This window comes from Sphingomonas sp. PvP056 (genome assembly GCF_040549155.1).
Lineage (GTDB): Bacteria > Pseudomonadota > Alphaproteobacteria > Sphingomonadales > Sphingomonadaceae > Sphingomonas.
The window spans coordinates 158544-175179 of record NZ_JBEPST010000006.1; the positions used below are offsets into that span (position 1 = coordinate 158544).

A 16636-nucleotide genomic window follows, 5' to 3' on the forward strand; every position below is an offset into this window, starting at 1 on the left:
GGAAAGCGGTAGCCTCCTACCCCTTCCCCACCTCGCTCACATTCCCCGCAAACTCCTCAAAGTCGCGTGCCTCACGGAAGTCCTTGTATACGCTCGCAAACCGGATGTAGGCGACCGAGTCGAGGCCCTTCAGCCCCTCCATCACCATCTCGCCGATCCGCCCCGAGCGCACTTCGTTCTCGCCGAGCGTCTCGAGCTGGCGCTGGATTCCCGACACCAGTTTCTCGAGCTGCACCGCCTCGATCGGGCGCTTGCGCGCCGCGATCGAGACCGAGCGGAGCAGCTTCTCGCGGTCGAACGGCTCGCGCTTCAGGCCAGCGCCCTCGCTCTTCACCACGGTCAGCTCGCGCAGCTGGATCCGCTCGAACGTGGTGAAGCGCGCGCCGCAGCCTTCGCATTGCCGCCGCCGCCGGATCGCGCCCGCATCTTCGGTCGGGCGCGAATCCTTTACCTGGCTGTCTTCATGGCCGCAGAACGGACAGCGCAATCACATGCCCTCGGGATAGATCGGGAAGCGCGCGCACAAGGTGCGGACGCGTTCGCGGACATTGGCTTCGACCTGCGGGTCGCCATGCTCGCCGTGGGTGCGCAAACCGCCCAGCACGTCCGCGACCATGTTGCCGATCTCGCGGAACTCGGCCGGGCCGAACCCGCGCGTCGTGCCGGCGGGCGAACCGACGCGGATCCCGCTGGTCTTGGTCGGCGGGAGCGGATCGTTGGGGATGCCGTTCTTGTTGCAGGTGATGCCAGCGCGTTCGAGCGCCTCGTCGGCGTCCTTGCCGGTCACGCCCAGCGGCGTCAGGTCGATCAGCGCGAGATGCGTGTCGGTCCCGCCCGAGACGACCTCCGCGCCGCGCTCTTTCAGCGTCGCGGCGAGGATCTTGGCGTTCTCGATCACCGCGGCGATGTAGCTCTTGTAGCCGGGCTGGAGCGCCTCGCCGAACGCGACCGCCTTTGCTGCGATCACGTGCATCAGCGGGCCACCCTGAAGTCCCGGGAACACCGCCGAGTTGAACTTCTTGCCGAGCGCCTCGTCATTGCTGAGGATCATCCCGCCGCGCGGGCCGCGCAGCGTCTTGTGCGTCGTCGTGGTAACGACCTGCGCATGCGGCAGCGGCGAGGGATGCAGCCCGGCGGCGACCAGCCCCGAGAAATGTGCCATGTCGACCATGAAATACGCGCCCACTTCGTCCGCAATCGCGCGGAACTTGGCGAAATCGATCTGGCGCGGATAGGCCGAGCCGCCCGCGATGATCAGCTTGGGATTGTGCTCGCGCGCCAGCGTCGCGACTTCGTCGAAATCGATCAGATGGCTGACCGGATCGACGCCGTACTGCACCGCGTTGAACCATTTGCCCGACATCGCCGCCTTTGCGCCGTGCGTCAGATGGCCGCCGGCATCGAGGCTCATGCCGAGGATCGTCTCGCCCGGCTTGACCAGAGCGAGCATCACCGCGCCGTTCGCCTGCGCGCCCGAATGCGGCTGGACGTTGACGTATGCGCAATCGAACAGCGCCTTCGCGCGGTCGATCGCAAGCTGCTCGACTTCGTCCGAGGGCGCGCAACCCTGATAGTAGCGCTTGCCGGGATACCCTTCCGCATATTTATTGGTGAAGACCGACCCTTGTGCCTGCAACACCGCCTTGGAGACGATGTTCTCGCTCGCGATCAGCTCGATCTGGGTCTGCTCACGCGTCAGTTCGTGGTCGATCGCGCCGAACACTGCGGGGTCGCTGTCCGCAAGCGTCTGCGTGAAGAAGCCGTCGGGCTGGACGTCGTGGAGCTGGGTCGGGTTGGTGCTCATGCCGGTTCTCTCAGGAAAGCGGGGGCGCCGAGTTTCTCGACGCGCGGTTGATGACGGCCACCGGCGAAATCGGTGGAAAGAAAAGCGGAGATACACGCGCGCGCCATGTCCTCGCCGACGAGACGGGCACCCATGGCCAGAACATCGGCATCGTTATGCTCGCGCGCAAGCGCGGCGGACAACGGTTCGGACACCAGAGCGCAGCGCACCGCCGGGTTGCGGTTGACCGCGATCGAGATCCCGATCCCCGAACCACACAGCGCGATCCCGCGTTCGACACGTCCATCGGCGACCGCGGCCGCGAGCGCGAAACCGTAATCGGGGTAATCAACGCGCGCGTCGCTGTCGGGGCCCAGGTCGAGCACGTCATGGCCGAGGTCGGCAAGCCAGCCGGCCAGCCCCTGTTTGAGCGCAAAGGCGGCGTGATCGGATGCGATGGCGATGCGCAAGGCGGCACGCGCTCCCAATGAGGAGCCCCGATGCGGGGCGGGTTGGATGACCGCGCCTTTACCGGGGCAGCCGCCAAAATGCCACAGCGAACCACGACTGCCGCAACAATTCGCGCAAATCGTCATGACAACCGATTGCCGCGCGCAGATTGCCCGGCTACGTCGTTAACTGTGACGGATTTCCCGCCCGATGCTGCAGCAGCCCCCGCCCCGAAGCCAGGCAGGGAATCCCCCGAAGCCATTGCTCGGGCACGGCTGGTCGAGGCACTGGTACGCACAGGTGACGAAGACCGTGTCGCATTCCGGGACCTGTATGCGCTGACGTCGGCGAAGCTTTTCGGGATTTGCTACCGTATCTGCGGCGAAAGGCAGGCAGCGGAAGACGTGTTGCACGACGTATACCTCACGATCTGGAAGCGGGCCGGGGCGTATGAACCCTCGCGCGCCAGCCCGATCACGTGGCTTGCCACGATCGCGCGGAACCGTGCGATCGACTGGCAGCGTGCGCAAACGGTCCGCCGCTCGACCCCGATCGAGGACGCACCACCGATCCTCGACACCGCGCCGCTGGTCAGCCAGACGTTGCTCGACGACGAAGAGAGCCATCTGCTCCACGAATGCCTCGAACTGCTCGAACAGCGGCAGCGCAGTGCAATCCGCACCGCCTTCTTCGACGGCGTAACCTATGCCGATCTCGCCGAGCGGGAGAGTGTTCCGCTGGGCACGATGAAAAGCTGGGTCCGCCGCGGGCTCGCGCGCCTGCGTGAGTGTCTCGAGCGATGACCGACGCACGGCATCTCGATCCGCCCGAAGGCACCGGCCCCGACATGGCGGCCGCCGAGCTCGCTCTCGGCGTGCTGGAAGGCGAGGAGCGCGCACAGGCGGTGCGTCGCGTTCTGTCCGAGCCCGGGTTCGCGCGCGCGGTCGAGCAATGGCGCGGCTATCTCGCGCATCTGTTCGACCTGTGGCCCGCGATCGCCGCGCCGGACATCCTGCCGCGGATCGAACGCTCGATCGACCGGCTGAACGACACGACCGGTGCCGTCGTACCGCATCCGCGCGGCAGCCGTCTGTGGCCATCGCTCGCGGCGCTTTCGAGCATTGCGGCGGCGGGCCTGCTCGTGATCCTGCTGGTCCGGCCGCTGTCGCTCCCGACGGTCCCGCCGCCATCGGGCGCGCCCGCAACGCCGGTCGCGGCCCCGCTGCCGACGCTGGTCGCCTCGCTCGAGCCCGAGGGCAAGCAGGCACCGATGACCGTCGTCTACGACCAGCGCAGCGGCACGTTGCGGCTGACCGAGACGACGCTCGCCCGCGCCGACCGCAGCGCCGAATTGTGGGTGATCCCAGGCGATGGCACGCCGCGGTCGCTGGGCCTGTTGCAGGATACGGGTGGAACGACGCTTGCGCTCAACCCGACGGTGCGCGCCTATCTCGCCGCGGGTGCGACGCTGGCCGTGTCGATCGAGCCGGTCGGCGGGTCAAAGACCGGCGCGCCGACGGGGCCGGTGGTCGCCAAGGGTGCGCTTTCGCCGGTCTGACCGATCATCCGAAATAATTACGATTCCGCAACGGTACCGTGCATCCGCGCTTTCCCGCATCGCGTATCTCCGGCGCGCTCGAGCTGAGCGCGCAGACAGGAGAGCCGTCATGAACCGCACTTTCCGTGCCGCAATCATCGCATCCGCCATCGCCGTCAGCGGCACCACCCTCGCCGCCGCCGCAACCAATCCGATGGTCGGCGGCGCCGCGATGTATGCGAACAAGACGATCGTCGAGAATGCCGTCAATTCAAAGGACCACACCACGCTGGTCGCCGCGGTCAAGGCCGCCGGTCTGGTCGAGACGCTGTCGGGCCCCGGTCCGTTCACCGTCTTCGCGCCGACCAACGCTGCCTTCGCCAAGCTCCCCGCGGGCACGGTCGACACGCTGCTCAAGCCCGAGAACAGGGCGCAACTGACCACGGTGCTGACCTATCATGTCGTTCCCGGCACGGTCACCGCGCAGGACATCGCCGCCAAGATCAAGGGCAACATGGGCAAGGCGACCTATACCACGGTTGCGGGCGGCACGCTGACCTTCGCCAAATCGGGCAAGGGCTACACGATCACCGATGCCAAGGGTAACAGCGGAAAGATCACGATTGCCAATGTGATGCAGTCAAACGGCGTGATCCACGTGATCGACACGGTAATGCTCCCTTAAAAAAATAGCGCCGTTCCAACGCATCCCAAATCCGGATCGTTCGTATCTGGTCGTGCTAGGCCCAGTGCCGATGCGTGTACCCGTTCGCTGGATCCCCTCCTTTGCGGCGAATGGTTGATTGTAAGGGACCTGCCGGCCCCCTTTTGTCGGCAGGTCCTTTCCAACTCATCGCAATATCGTCATGGAAGCGTCACCAGATCGTCGTAGCGGCAGCACTGCCGCTAGCGCCCAGTGTCCGCGTGCGATCCGGCAGGAGAGTGTTGAAATGGCCATCGCGCTTCGGTCCCCCAAGAATACCGCATCCAAGAACACCGCGGTGGCCAGTGCCGTGCATCGGCACGACCATCTGTCGAAGCAGGGCCTGCTCGAGCGCGCCTTTACCTTTGCGTTCCGCGGGCTGGTCTATGCGCAGATCTGGGAAGACCCCGAGGTCGACATGGAAGCACTCGCAATCACGCCCGATTGCCGCATCGTTACGATCGCGTCGGGCGGGTGCAACGTGCTGTCGTATTTGACCGCTAACCCGCAGGCGATCACCGCGGTCGACCTCAACACCGCGCATATCGCGCTCAACAAGCTGAAACTCGTCGCGGCGCGGCATCTGCCGAGCTACGAGGCGTTCCACCGCTTCTTTGCGACCGCCAATTCGCGCGCGAACGTCATGGCGTATCGCACCTATATCCGCCCGCATCTCGACGAGACGACGCTGGCCTATTGGGAAGGCCGCGACATGATCGGGCGACGCCGGATCGGCGGCTTCTCCAAGAACGTCTACAAGCGCGGGCTGCTCGGCAATTTCATCGGCGTGGCGCATCTGCTCGCGCGGTTGAACGGGGTGAACCCCAAGGTGCTGCTCGAAGCCAAGTCGATCGAGGAACAGCGCGAGATCTTCGACCGCGAGTTCGCGCCGTTCTTCGACAAGGCGGTGGTCAAGTGGATCACCGATCACCCCGCATCACTGTTCGGCCTCGGCATTCCGCCCGCGCAATATGACGCGCTGGCGGGCGACGAGAAGATGGCCGTGGTGCTCCGCGCGCGGCTGGAGAAGCTCGCGTGCGATTTCGACATCAAGGACAATTATTTCGCGTGGCAGGCGTTCGGCCGTGGCTATGCCAAGGGCGAGAACGCGCCGCTCCCGCCGTACCTCCAGCGCGACCATTATGCCGAGATCGTCGACCGGGCCGAGCGGATCGAGGTTCGCCACGTCAATTTCACCGAGCATCTGCGCGTGCAGGACGATGCCTCGCAGGATCGCTACATCCTGCTCGATGCGCAGGACTGGATGACCGACGAGCAGCTCACCGACCTGTGGACCGAGATCACGCGCACCGCGCGTCCGGGGTCGCGCGTGCTGTTCCGCACCGCCGGGGTTGCGACGATCCTGCCCGGTCGCGTCCCCGACGCGATCCTCGACAAGTGGGACTATCGCACCGAAGAATCGCTCGATTACACCAAGCGCGATCGCTCCTCGATCTACGGCGGCGTTCACCTCTACGTCCTGGCGTGACGCAGTCGTCCGGCCATGCGGGGCATATGGATGCGATCTATCGGTCGCAGCGCCATATCTATGACCTGACGCGGAAATATTACCTGCTCGGGCGAGACGCGCTGATTGCGGGCATCGCGCCACCCCCGGGCGGGACCGTGCTCGAGGTCGGATGCGGCACCGGGCGCAACCTCATCGCGGCGGCGCGCGCTTTTCCGAATGCGCGCTATTTCGGGATCGATATTTCCGCCGCCATGCTGGAGACCGCGCGCGCCAAGATCGCGGCGGCAGGACTGTCGCACCGGATCGAGCTCGCGCAGGGCGATGCGACCGCGTTCAATTCGACCGCACTGTTCGGCGTGGCTGCATTCGACCGCGTGTTCCAGAGCTATACGCTGTCGATGATCCCCGACTGGCAGGGCGCGTTGCGTGAGGGGGCGAGCAAGCTTGCGCCGGGCGGGCGGCTCGATATCGTCGATTTTGGGCAGCAGGAGGGGTTGCCGCGCCCGTTCCAGGTGATGCTGTTCGCGTGGCTCGCGAAGTTCGACGTTACCCCGCGCGCGACGCTGCCGGAGGCGGTTCGTGCGGCGGCACGGGACAATGGCTTGACCGGCCGGTTTGCATCGCTGCGGCGCGGCTATGCATGGAGCGCCTCGCTGAGCCGGGGATAAGGGGCAGACGATGACGACGCAAACGACCCCGCCTGTCTTTCCGCGCTGGCTCGGGCTGGCGGGGTTGCTGCCGCAACTCGCCGCAGTCGCGGTGGTGTTCGGCGGCGACGCGTCACTGCACTTTTCCGCGATCGCGCTGGGTTATGCCTATGCTGCGTTGATTTTGAGCTTCCTAGGGGGACTGTGGTGGGGCGTCGCGGCCTCCGCCGATCGTTCGCCCGAATGGCTGTGGGTCGCCGCGGTGGTTCCGTCGCTCTTGGCGCTGGGGAGCGCGCTGCCCTGGGCTGTCGGCGCGCCGTGGCCGGGGCCGTCGCTGATCCTGCTGGGGCTTGCGCTGATCGGCGCGCTCGGGGTGGATCTGCTGCTAGCACGCCGCGGGCTGGTGCCGCTGTGGTGGATGAGCCTGCGCCTGCCGCTGTCGCTCGGGCTCGGCGGGCTCACCCTGTTGTTGGCGCTTGGCTGAGCCTCAGTGGCCGAACAACAGATACAATACGATGATGACGGGGATCGGCACGCCGACCATCCACAGAATACAACCCTTGCCCATCACGCTTTCTCCTTGATGACGGAAACGTAACGGGTTGAATAGAAAGGGGTTCCGTTCGACTACACGACGGCAATCCGCCTTTGGGGGCGCAGGACCAAGCCCCTCCCGCATCCGTCATTCCCGCGAAGGCGGGAATCCATTAATGCCGCGCAGGACTATTATAGCAGTCCGCCAGTATGGATTTCCGCCTTTGCGGGGATGACGAACAGGTGGGGGAAATAACGCAGCTTGCAGACGTCACCGAAGATGCGATGCAACCGGGTTCAAGGACGCCCGAGCGCTCCATCAATCACGCAGCCTTGCGCAACTCCAGCCGGCTCCAGATCTCGACCAGCGCATCGGTCAAGTCGCGCATCATCGCCTCGTCGTGCGCGGGGCCAGGCGTGAAGCGCAGCCGTTCGGTGCCGCGCGGGACGGTCGGGTAATTGATCGGCTGGACGTACACGCCATATTCGGCGAGCAGGATGTCGCTGATCTTCTTGGCTTTCACCGGATCGCCGACCATCAGCGGAACAATATGCGTGGTCGAGTTCATCACCGGCAACCCGGCGCCTGCGAACATCGCCTTGAGCCCTGCCGCAGCGCGCTGCTGCCCCTCGCGCTCGACGCTCGATGCTTTCAGGTGCCGCACGCTTGCCAGCGCCCCCGCGACCAGCACCGGCGATAGCGATGTCGTGAAGATGAACCCCGGCGCGTAGGAGCGGATCACGTCGACGATGGTCTGGTCCGCAGCGATATAGCCGCCCATCACGCCGAACGCCTTGCCGAGCGTCCCTTCGATGATCGTCAGCCGGTCCGCGAGCCCCTCGCGGTCCGAGATGCCGCCGCCGCGCGGGCCGTACATGCCGACCGCATGGACTTCATCGAGATAAGTCAGCGCGCTGTATTTGTCCGCGAGGTCGCAGATTTCGGCGATCGGCGCGATGTCGCCTTCCATCGAATAGACGCTCTCGAAAGCGATCAGCTTGGGCGTGGTCGGGTCGACCGACGCGAGCAGTTCCTCGAGATGTGCGAGATCGTTGTGGCGGAAGACGTGCTTCTCGCAGCCCGAATTGCGGATGCCTGCGATCATCGACGCGTGGTTGAGTTCGTCCGAGAAGATGATGCAGCCCGGCAGGATCTTGGCGAGCGTCGCCAGCGTCGCCTCGTTCGAGACATAGCCGCTGGTGAACAGCAAAGCGCCCTGCTTGCCGTGGAGATCGGCGAGTTCGCCCTCCAGATCGACGTGGTAATGCGTGTTGCCGCCGATGTTGCGCGTGCCGCCCGAGCCCGCGCCTACGTCGTGCAGCGCCTCTTCCATCGCGCCGATCACCGCGGGATGCTGGCCCATCGCGAGATAGTCGTTCGAGCACCACACGGTGATCGGCTTGGGGCCGTTATGCCCGGCGAAGCAGCGTGCGTTGGGGAAGGCACCCTTGTTGCGCAGAATGTCGATGAAGACGCGGTAGCGTCCCTCGACATGGAGGCGGTCGATCGCCTGCGCGAAGATGCGCGAGTAATCGACTCCGCGCGCGGATGTTTCCATGTCCATCCCGCCCAAATAGACCTCGCCCCCGCCAATTTCCAGCACCTTCGCGCGATCACTCTGATCGACCCGGCCCGTCACAGCGTCTCGACCGTGGTGAGGCCATGCCCTGCAAGCGCGTCGCCAAGCCGCGCGGCGTCGGACACGCCCCCGGTAAACACCGCGAGTCCCGGCGGGGCGATGACCGGCCACGCCTGCCCCTCCGTCAGGAACGCAATCCGCCGCGCGATCCCCGCAGATCCGTCGACGAACGCCACCGGATGCGGTGCCGCGGCGCGCAATTCGTGCTCGACCAGCGGGAAATGCGTGCAGGCGTTGACGATCGTATCGATTCGGTCGCCGCCCGGCTGGTCGAACAGGCCAGCGAGGATTGCCCGATACCGCGACGGATCGGCCGGATCGCCGCGCAGTCGCGCCTCGGCGAGCGCGACGAGTTCGGCCGACCCGTGGCGCAACACGCGGCAGTCGCTCGCGAACTGCGCGGCGAGATCATCGACATAGGGCTGGCGCACCGTCGCGTCGGTCCCCAGCACGCCGATCACGCGACTTCGGCTGTGCGCGGCGGCAACCTTGATCGCGGGCACCGTGCCCACCACCGGCAGGTCGAGCGCGCTGCGCACCGCCGCCAGCGCGATCGTCGAGGCGGTGTTGCACGCGATCACGATCAGCCGCGGACGGTACCGTTCGGCGAGCCGCCCGAGCAGTGCGGGAACGCGCGCGCCGATCTCGGCCTCGCTCTTGGTGCCATAGGGAAACCCTGCGGAATCCGCCACGTACACCGCGGGCATCCGCGGCAACAGCGCGCGCGCCGCGGCCAGCACCGACAATCCGCCGACGCCGGAATCGAAGAATAGAACTGGTCTTTCGTCCATGGGATCGTCTGTAGTGACGCCGTCCGGAATTACAAAATCATGGCGCGTAGGCCGGGGTTGGGCCATGGCACACATGCTGATACGATAGGGCAAACGAGGGGGCGTACGGATAGTGAAGACTGAGTATCTGTGGATCGCTCCCTTGGCAGCGCTGGTGATCGGCTACCTGCTGGGATCGATTCCGTTTGGCGTCCTGCTGACCCGAATGGCCGGTGCGGGCGACCTGCGCGCCGTTGGTTCGGGCAATATAGGCGCGACCAACGTGCTGCGCACCGGACGCAAGGGCCTCGCCGCCGCAACGCTGTTCCTGGATGCCGCCAAGGGGTTCGTCGCAGTGTGGATCGCGGATGCGTATCTGGGGGGCAACGGCGTGGTCGCGGCGGCGGCGGTGTTCCTCGGGCATCTCTATCCGGTGTGGCTCCGCTTCAACGGCGGCAAGGGGGTCGCGACCCTGCTCGGGATCGTGCTCGCGCTGCACTGGCCGATCGGAGTGGTCTATGCCGCGGTGTGGATCGCGCTGCTGGCGTCGATGCGGATCTCGTCGCTTGCCGGAATGGTCGCCGCGGTCAGCGCCCCCTTGTGTGCCGCCTATTTCTCACGGTTCGACATCGTGCTGCTGCTGCTCGCGCTCGCGCTGCTCGTGTTGTGGAAGCATCGCGGCAATATCGATCGCCTGTTGAGCGGCACCGAACCCAGGATCGGGCAAAAGGTTGGCTGATCCGGGCCGGATCGGCGGCGACGCGATCGCGCGGCTCCGCCTGATCCGTACCGCGCAGGTCGGCCCCGTCACCTACGCCCAGTTGATCGCACGGTTCGGATCGGCCGACGCCGCGATCGCTGCCCTGCCCCAGCTTGCCGCGCGTGGCGGCGGAAAATCGCCCTCGGTTGCCCCCGTGGCGCTCGTCGAACGCGAACTTGCCACGGTGCACCGTCTCGGCGCGCGCTACCTGTTCCTCGGCGAGCCCGACTATCCCGATCTCCTCGCGCAACTGGACGACGCGCCCCCCGCGCTGATCGTCCGCGGCGACACCGGGTTGCTCGCCCGCACCCCGATCGCGATGGTCGGCGCGCGCAATGCCTCGGCCGCTGCATGCCGCTTCGCCCGCCAGCTTGCCGCCGAACTCGGGCGCGAGCGCGTCGTCGTCGTGTCGGGGCTGGCGCGCGGCGTCGATACCGCGGCGCATGTCGGGTCGATCGATACCGGCACGATCGGCGTCATCGCTGGCGGGATCGACGTGGTATACCCGCCCGAGAACGCAAACCTGCAGGACCGGATCGCGCGCGAAGGGCTGCTGATCGCCGAACAACCGCCGGGCACGGAACCGCGCGCGCGGCACTTCCCCTATCGAAACCGCATCATCGCCGGGCTTTCGCTGGGAACCGTGGTGGTCGAGGCGGCCCCCAGGTCCGGCTCGCTGATCACCGCGCGGCTGGCGGGGGAACTAGGCCGCGAAGTGATGGCGGTGCCGGGCAGCCCGCTCGACCCACGCGCACAAGGATGCAACGGGCTGATCCGCGACGGCGCAACGCTGGTGCAATCCGCCGCCGACGTGCTGGAAACGGTCCGCCCGATCGACGGGCGGATGGTACAAAGCTCGCGCGACCCCTTCCGGGCGCCACCGCCGGAGGATGCAAGCGACACCGACCGGCGCGTGATCGCCAGCTTGCTCGGGCCGGTGCCAGTGGCGATGGACGAACTGATCCGGCAATCGGGGGCCTCCCCCGCGATTGTTCAAACAGTGCTGCTCGAACTGGAATTGGCCGGGCGGCTGGAGCGGCATGCCGGGGGCAGGGTGGCGCTAACCTGACCAGGGAATTCCCGTCTGCGGTCGTCTTCCCCCTTCCCGTCCGTTTCGGACTTCGCTCGAAACGGACAGGTGGGGTGTTGTCATCAAACCTTAGGAATGTGCGGCCAGCAGCTTCGTGAAGTTAGCAAGAGCAACGAGCACCACGATGAGCATCACCTGCGACCCGAGCATCCAACGCACAATATCGTTTTTCAAGACCGCCATCTCGCCCTTGAGATAGTCCTTGGTGACCATATCTTCACGCGATGCGCTGGTTGCCTCGGCGATCGTGGTCGCAAGCGACTTAGCCTGTGCCTTGGCAAAGCCAGCGCCTTCGAACGACTTGGCTGCCTTAAGCGTATCGATCATCGCGTTCATGACTTCAGCAATACGCCAATCCGGCCAAAAACGCCACCCGACGCTTGACGAGCCTGCCGACACCCCGTCACCCTCGCGCGTACACGTAAGGACGCAATAGACCCCCATGCAGCTTGTCATCGTCGAATCGCCCGCCAAGGCGAAGACCATCGAGAAATACCTCGGTTCGGATTACCGCGTGCTCGCGAGCTACGGCCACGTCCGCGACCTGCCGCCCAAGGACGGATCGGTGAACCCCGACGAGGGGTTCGCGATGGAGTGGGAGAATTACGCGGACAAGACCAAGCAGCTCAAGGCGATCACCGATCTCGCCAAGACCGCCGACCGCCTGATCCTCGCGACCGATCCGGATCGCGAGGGCGAGGCGATCAGCTGGCACGTCCAGGAAGTGCTGCGGGGCCGCAAGGCGCTCCCCAAGGACGTCCAGCGCGTTACCTTCAACGCGATCACCAAGGCGACCGTCACCGATGCGATGAAGCATCCGCGCGAGCTCGATACCGATCTGATCGACGCCTATCGTGCGCGCCGCGCGCTCGATTATCTCGTCGGCTTCACGCTCTCGCCGGTGCTGTGGCGCAAGCTGCCTGGTGCCAAGTCGGCAGGCCGCGTGCAATCGGTCGCGCTGCGTCTGATCGTCTCCAGAGAGCGCGAGATCGAGGCGTTCCGGCCGCAGGAATATTGGTCAGTCATCGCCGACATGGAGCAGGACGGCACGCCGTTCCAGGCGCGGCTCGTGACGTTCGAGGGCAAGAAGCTCGATCGCCTGTCGATCGGCGAGGAAGGCGTGGCCAACCGCGCCAAGGCCGCGGTCGAGCAAGGGCATTTCACAGTCCAGTCGGTCGAGGTGAAGCCCGCGACGCGCAACCCGCCGCCGCCCTTCACCACCTCGACGCTCCAGCAGGAAGCGTCGCGCAAGCTCGGTTTCTCGGCGGATCACACGATGCGGATCGCACAGGGCCTCTATGAGGACGGCGCGATCACCTACATGCGGACCGACGGCGTGCAGATGGATTCGAGCGCGATCTCGGCCGCGCGCCACGCGGTCGCGAACCGCTATGACGCGAGCTATGTCCCGGACAAGCCGCGCGTCTACCAGACCAAGGCGAAGAACGCGCAGGAAGCGCACGAGGCGATCCGCCCGACCGATTTCTCCAAAGACAAGGCCGGCGGCGGCGATCATGCGCGGCTGTACGATTTGATCTGGAAGCGTGCGCTCGCGAGCCAGATGGCGAGCGCGCGGATGGAGCGCACCACGGTCGAGATGGCGGACGGCACCGGCCACACCGCCTTGCGCGCGACCGGGCAGGTGATGCTCTTCCCGGGCTATCTCGCCTTGTACGAGGAAGGCTCGGACGATACGCAGGACGAGGACGCCAAGCGCCTGCCGCGCCTGCGCGAAGGCGACGCGCCCGCCAAGAAGGGCGTCACCGCCGAGCAGCACTTCACCCAGCCGCCGCCGCGCTTCTCGGAAGCGTCGCTGGTCAAGCGTCTGGAAGAGCTCGGGATCGGGCGTCCGTCGACCTATGCGTCGATCATCAAGACGCTCAAGGACCGCGAGTATGTTCGGGTCGAGAAGAACCGCTTCTTCGCGGAGGAATCGGGGCGTCTGGTGACCGCGTTCCTCGAACGGTTCTTCGAGAAATATGTGAGTTACGACTTCACCTCGGGGCTCGAGGACGAGCTCGACGAAGTGTCGGGCGGGCGCGCCGAATGGCAGGCGGTGCTCGAAGCGTTCTGGAAGGACTTCAAGCCGCGCACCACCGAGGTGATGGAGCAGAAGCCGTCCGAAGTGACCGCCGAGCTCGACAAATTCCTCGCGCCCTATCTCTTCCCGCCGATGGCGGACGGCAGCGACCCGCGGCTGTGCCCGAATTGCGGCCAGGGGCAGCTCGCCTTGCGCGGCGGCAAGTTCGGCGCGTTCGTGGCGTGCTCCAACTATCCCGAATGCAAATACACCCGCCGCTTCGGCCAGCCGGGTGCGGACGGCGAGGGTGTCGATACCGGCCCCGAGACGCTCGGCAACGATCCTGACAGCGGCCTGCCGGTCGAGCGCAAATCGGGGCGGTTCGGGCCGTATATCCAGATCGGCGAGGGCGAGACGCGCAAGATGGCGTCGATCCCGAAGGATATCGGCGAGCTCGATCTGCAATGGGCGCTCAAATTGCTGTCACTGCCGCGGACGATCGGCACACATCCCGAAACCGGCGAACCGATCACGGCGGCGATCGGCCGCTATGGCCCATATCTGAAACACGCGGGCAAATATGCGCGGCTGACCTCGACCGACGACGTGTTCGAGACGGGGATGAACGCGGCGGTGGTGAAACTCGCCGAAGCCGCCGCAGGCGGCGGGCGTCCGCAACGCGGCGCGCAGGCACCGCTCAAGGTGCTCGGCCTGCATCCGCGCAGCGAGGCTGAGATCAAGCTGATGGAGGGCCGCTACGGCGCCTACGTCACCGACGGGACGACTAATGCGACGCTGCCCAAGTCGATCGAGAAGGATGCGCTGACGCTGGAAGAAGCCGCGCAGCTGATCGACGCGCGCGCGGCGGCGGCTCCGCCGACCAAGGGGAAGAAGAAGCCGGCGGCGAAGAAACCGGCGGCTAAAAAGGCACCGGCGAAGAAGGTCGCGGCGAAGACAAGCGACGCGGCCGACGCCGAAACCGCGGCACCGGTCAAGAAGGCTCCCGCCAAGAAGCTTGCGGCCAAGAAACCCGCCGCGAAGAAGCCGACTGCCAAGAAAGCCGCAGATTAGCGCCAAGGCTCGGTTGAGCCCGATCGCCTATCTCCCGTTCGCCCTGAGCGCCGTCGAAGGGCTCCTCGCAACATTGGTTCAGCCTGTGATGCGGGGGCTTCGACTTCGCTCAGCCCGAACGGGTTGAGGGAATCAAAGCACAGAAGTCCATCCTCAACACGCTTCCCCGGCGAAGGCCGGGGCCCAGGAGCGGAACGGTCGAAGGTGAGAGCTGCGCTCCGTTACCTCAGCCATCGCGACTGGGCCCCGGCCTCCGCCGGGGAAGCGAATAGAGGGGAGGCCGAAACCGCGCCGCCAGCCAGGACGGCGACCGAATAGCGCCTATCCCTTAGCCCGCTTCCCCGGCGAAGGCCGGGGCTTAGGAGCGGAACGGTGGAAGCCGAGACGCTGCGCTCCGTTACCTCGGCCACTTCAACTGGGCCCCGGCCTCCGCCGGGGAAGCGATTGGTGGGGGAAGCGAGTTGAGGGGGGAAGCGTGTAGGGAGCGGGAAGTGTATGGGGGGCGGATACGCGGTGACGCATCAGCCCCCTACCCCTCAGGCGCCGACCAGCAACCCTTCGCGCGCGATCTTGTCCTTCCACACCAATGGCGCGAGCTGGTGGACGTTCGCGCCTGACGAATCGACCGCGACCGTCACGGGGAAATCGACCACCTCGAACTCGTAGATCGCTTCCATCCCGAGATCCTCGAACCCAACGACCTTCGAGCCCTTGATCGCGCGCGCGACGAGATAGGCCGCGCCACCGACCGCCATCAGATAGGCGCTCTTGCCCTCGGCGATCGCCTTGGTCGCATCCGGCCCGCGCTCGGCCTTGCCGACCATCGCGAGCAGCCCCTGGTCGAGCATCATCCGCGTGAACTTGTCCATCCGCGTCGCCGTCGTCGGCCCCGCCGGGCCGACCACTTCCTCGCCGACCGGATCGACCGGCCCGACATAATAGATCACGCGGCCCTTGAACTCGACTGGCAGCGGCTCGCCCGCGTCGAGCATGTCCTTGATCCGCTTGTGCGCGGCATCGCGGCCCGTCAGCATCTTGCCGTTGAGCAGCAGCCGGTCACCCTGTTTCCAGCCCTGCACGTCGGCGGGGGTCAGCGTGTCGAGATCAACCCGGATCGCGGCCTGATCGGGCACCCAGTGGACGTCGGGCCACTCGTCGAGCTTGGGCGTCTCGAGATACGCCGGCCCGCTGCCGTCGAGCGTGAAATGCGCGTGGCGGGTCGCGGCGCAATTGGGGATCATCGCGACCGGCTTGCCCGCGGCGTGGCACGGCGCGTCCATGATCTTGACGTCGAGGATGGTCGACAGCCCGCCCAGCCCCTGCGCGCCGATGCCGAGCGCGTTGACCTTGTCGAAGATCTCGATCCGCAGCGCCTCGATGTCATTCTTCGGACCACGAGCCTTCAATGGCCCCATGTCGATCGGCTCCATCAGCGCCTGCTTCGCAAGCAGCATGCAATGCTCCGCGGTGCCGCCGATGCCGATCCCCAGCATCCCCGGCGGGCACCAGCCCGCGCCCATCTGCGGGAGCATCTCGAGCACCCAGTCGACGATCGAATCGCTCGGGTTCATCATCTTGAACTTGGACTTGTTCTCGCTCCCGCCGCCCTTCGCCGCGACATCGACCGAGACGCGCGATCCCGGCACCATTTCGACGTGGAGCACCGACGGCGTATTGTCCTTGGTGTTGCGGCGCGTGAAGGCGGGGTCCGCGAGGATCGAGGCGCGCAGCTTGTTCTCGGGGTTGAGATAGGCGAGCCGCACGCCTTCGTCGACGACCTGCTGGAGCGAGCGGCTGGTGTCGTCGAGCCGGCAGTCCATCCCCCATTTGATGAAGACGTTGACGATTCCCGTATCCTGGCAGATCGGGCGATGCCCCTCGGCGCACATCCGCGAGTTGGTCAGGATCTGCGCGATCGCGTCCTTGGCGGCGGGGCCCTGTTCGGCCTCATAGGCCGCGCCGAGCGCGCGGATATAATCCATCGGGTGATAGAAACTGATGAATTGCAGCGCGTCGGCGACGCTCTCGATCAGATCGGCTTCGCGGATAATCGTGGTCATGGCGCTTCCCGTACTGGCGTTTCCCCTGCCTTATGCCCCCCGCGCCGTCACGCCAAGTCACGGCGGGCCGGAACCACCGCCGCGTTAACCACCTCCCGCA

The 16636-nt window shown here is 66.1% G+C and carries 16 protein-coding genes; 9 read left to right on the forward strand and 7 right to left on the reverse strand.

The window, feature by feature from the left end; translation table 11 throughout:
• Positions 1-16: 16 nt before the first annotated feature.
• From nrdR to rpiB, 3 genes are read right to left on the reverse strand one after another with little or no spacing between them, the layout of a single operon-like run.
• Positions 17-487: a transcriptional regulator NrdR gene (nrdR, locus tag ABIC17_RS15080; protein ID WP_010219069.1), complete on the reverse strand. Its 471-nt coding sequence runs from the start codon at positions 485-487 to the stop codon at positions 17-19.
• Positions 488-1804 carry a serine hydroxymethyltransferase gene (gene glyA, locus ABIC17_RS15085; protein ID WP_354283104.1) on the reverse strand — a complete coding sequence of 439 codons (1317 nt, stop codon included), beginning with the start codon at positions 1802-1804 and terminating at the stop codon, positions 488-490.
• Positions 1801-2253, reverse strand: a complete 453-nt coding sequence (gene rpiB, locus ABIC17_RS15090; RefSeq protein WP_354283106.1) for a ribose 5-phosphate isomerase B — start codon at positions 2251-2253, stop codon at positions 1801-1803. Before rpiB ends, glyA begins: the two co-directional genes overlap by 4 nt.
• Before the next feature lie 171 nt (positions 2254-2424).
• Here rpiB and ABIC17_RS15095 point away from each other — a divergent pair, with 171 nt between their 5' ends.
• The 6 genes from ABIC17_RS15095 (at position 2425) to ABIC17_RS15120 (ending at position 7075) form a co-directional block, all read left to right on the forward strand.
• Positions 2425-3036, forward strand: coding sequence for a sigma-70 family RNA polymerase sigma factor (locus ABIC17_RS15095; protein ID WP_354283108.1), 612 nt, complete (start codon positions 2425-2427; stop codon positions 3034-3036).
• Positions 3033-3791 carry an anti-sigma factor gene (locus ABIC17_RS15100; RefSeq protein ID WP_354283110.1) on the forward strand — a complete coding sequence of 253 codons (759 nt, stop codon included), beginning with the start codon at positions 3033-3035 and terminating at the stop codon, positions 3789-3791. The genes ABIC17_RS15095 and ABIC17_RS15100 overlap by 4 nt, the downstream gene beginning before the upstream one ends.
• Before the next feature lie 109 nt (positions 3792-3900).
• Positions 3901-4455 (forward strand): fasciclin domain-containing protein, encoded by a 555-nt coding sequence (locus ABIC17_RS15105; RefSeq protein WP_354283112.1) that lies wholly within the window; start codon positions 3901-3903, stop codon positions 4453-4455.
• Positions 4456-4720: 265 nt separating this feature from the next.
• Complete coding sequence (locus ABIC17_RS15110; protein WP_354283113.1) at positions 4721-5962, forward strand: BtaA family protein; 1242 nt, start codon at positions 4721-4723, stop codon at positions 5960-5962.
• 26 nt (positions 5963-5988) lie between these two features.
• Complete coding sequence (locus ABIC17_RS15115; RefSeq protein WP_354283374.1) at positions 5989-6612, forward strand: class I SAM-dependent methyltransferase; 624 nt, start codon at positions 5989-5991, stop codon at positions 6610-6612.
• Between the two features lie 10 nt (positions 6613-6622).
• Positions 6623-7075, forward strand: coding sequence for a DUF3429 domain-containing protein (locus tag ABIC17_RS15120; protein WP_354283115.1), 453 nt, complete (start codon positions 6623-6625; stop codon positions 7073-7075).
• Positions 7076-7448: 373 nt separating this feature from the next.
• Here ABIC17_RS15120 and hemA read toward each other — a convergent pair whose 3' ends face one another.
• Both hemA and murI read right to left on the reverse strand, forming a co-directional pair.
• Positions 7449-8690: a 5-aminolevulinate synthase gene (gene hemA, locus ABIC17_RS15125; RefSeq protein WP_354283376.1), complete on the reverse strand. Its 1242-nt coding sequence runs from the start codon at positions 8688-8690 to the stop codon at positions 7449-7451.
• Positions 8691-8761: 71 nt separating this feature from the next.
• The gene (gene murI, locus ABIC17_RS15130) at positions 8762-9556 is read right to left on the reverse strand and encodes a glutamate racemase (protein WP_354283117.1); all 795 of its coding nucleotides are present in this window, start codon (positions 9554-9556) and stop codon (positions 8762-8764) included.
• Positions 9557-9668: 112 nt separating this feature from the next.
• Here murI and plsY point away from each other — a divergent pair, with 112 nt between their 5' ends.
• Together plsY and dprA are read left to right on the forward strand one after the other, a co-directional pair.
• Positions 9669-10274 carry a glycerol-3-phosphate 1-O-acyltransferase PlsY gene (gene plsY / locus ABIC17_RS15135; protein ID WP_354283119.1) on the forward strand — a complete coding sequence of 202 codons (606 nt, stop codon included), beginning with the start codon at positions 9669-9671 and terminating at the stop codon, positions 10272-10274.
• Positions 10267-11364, forward strand: coding sequence for a DNA-processing protein DprA (gene dprA / locus ABIC17_RS15140; protein ID WP_354283121.1), 1098 nt, complete (start codon positions 10267-10269; stop codon positions 11362-11364). The genes plsY and dprA overlap by 8 nt, the downstream gene beginning before the upstream one ends.
• A 90-nt stretch (positions 11365-11454) precedes the next feature.
• Here dprA and ABIC17_RS15145 read toward each other — a convergent pair whose 3' ends face one another.
• Positions 11455-11721, reverse strand: coding sequence for a hypothetical protein (locus ABIC17_RS15145; RefSeq protein ID WP_354283123.1), 267 nt, complete (start codon positions 11719-11721; stop codon positions 11455-11457).
• 106 nt (positions 11722-11827) lie between these two features.
• On the opposite strand from ABIC17_RS15145, the gene topA reads away from it, so the two are divergent.
• On the forward strand, positions 11828-14476 hold the full coding sequence (gene topA, locus ABIC17_RS15150; RefSeq protein WP_354283125.1) for a type I DNA topoisomerase: 2649 nt from the start codon (positions 11828-11830) through the stop codon (positions 14474-14476).
• Positions 14477-15012: 536 nt separating this feature from the next.
• Here the strand turns inward: topA and ABIC17_RS15155 are convergent.
• Positions 15013-16536 (reverse strand): fumarate hydratase, encoded by a 1524-nt coding sequence (locus ABIC17_RS15155; protein ID WP_354283127.1) that lies wholly within the window; start codon positions 16534-16536, stop codon positions 15013-15015.
• Between the last annotated feature and the right edge of the window lie 100 nt (positions 16537-16636).

Excerpts from the sequence above, each read along its gene's own strand:
- ABIC17_RS15145 (WP_354283123.1), bottom strand. The coding sequence starts at position 11,721 with ATGAACGCGATGATCGATACGCTTAAGGCAGCCAAGTCGTTCGAAGGC.
- hemA (WP_354283376.1), bottom strand. The coding sequence starts at position 8,690 with ATGGACATGGAAACATCCGCGCGCGGAGTCGATTACTCGCGCATCTTC.
- topA (WP_354283125.1), top strand. The coding sequence starts at position 11,828 with ATGCAGCTTGTCATCGTCGAATCGCCCGCCAAGGCGAAGACCATCGAG.
- ABIC17_RS15105 (WP_354283112.1), top strand. The coding sequence starts at position 3,901 with ATGAACCGCACTTTCCGTGCCGCAATCATCGCATCCGCCATCGCCGTC.
- ABIC17_RS15155 (WP_354283127.1), bottom strand. The coding sequence starts at position 16,536 with ATGACCACGATTATCCGCGAAGCCGATCTGATCGAGAGCGTCGCCGAC.
- glyA (WP_354283104.1), bottom strand. The coding sequence starts at position 1,804 with ATGAGCACCAACCCGACCCAGCTCCACGACGTCCAGCCCGACGGCTTC.
- murI (WP_354283117.1), bottom strand. The coding sequence starts at position 9,556 with ATGGACGAAAGACCAGTTCTATTCTTCGATTCCGGCGTCGGCGGATTG.
- ABIC17_RS15110 (WP_354283113.1), top strand. The coding sequence starts at position 4,721 with ATGGCCATCGCGCTTCGGTCCCCCAAGAATACCGCATCCAAGAACACC.
- ABIC17_RS15115 (WP_354283374.1), top strand. The coding sequence starts at position 5,989 with ATGGATGCGATCTATCGGTCGCAGCGCCATATCTATGACCTGACGCGG.
- ABIC17_RS15100 (WP_354283110.1), top strand. The coding sequence starts at position 3,033 with ATGACCGACGCACGGCATCTCGATCCGCCCGAAGGCACCGGCCCCGAC.
- ABIC17_RS15120 (WP_354283115.1), top strand. The coding sequence starts at position 6,623 with ATGACGACGCAAACGACCCCGCCTGTCTTTCCGCGCTGGCTCGGGCTG.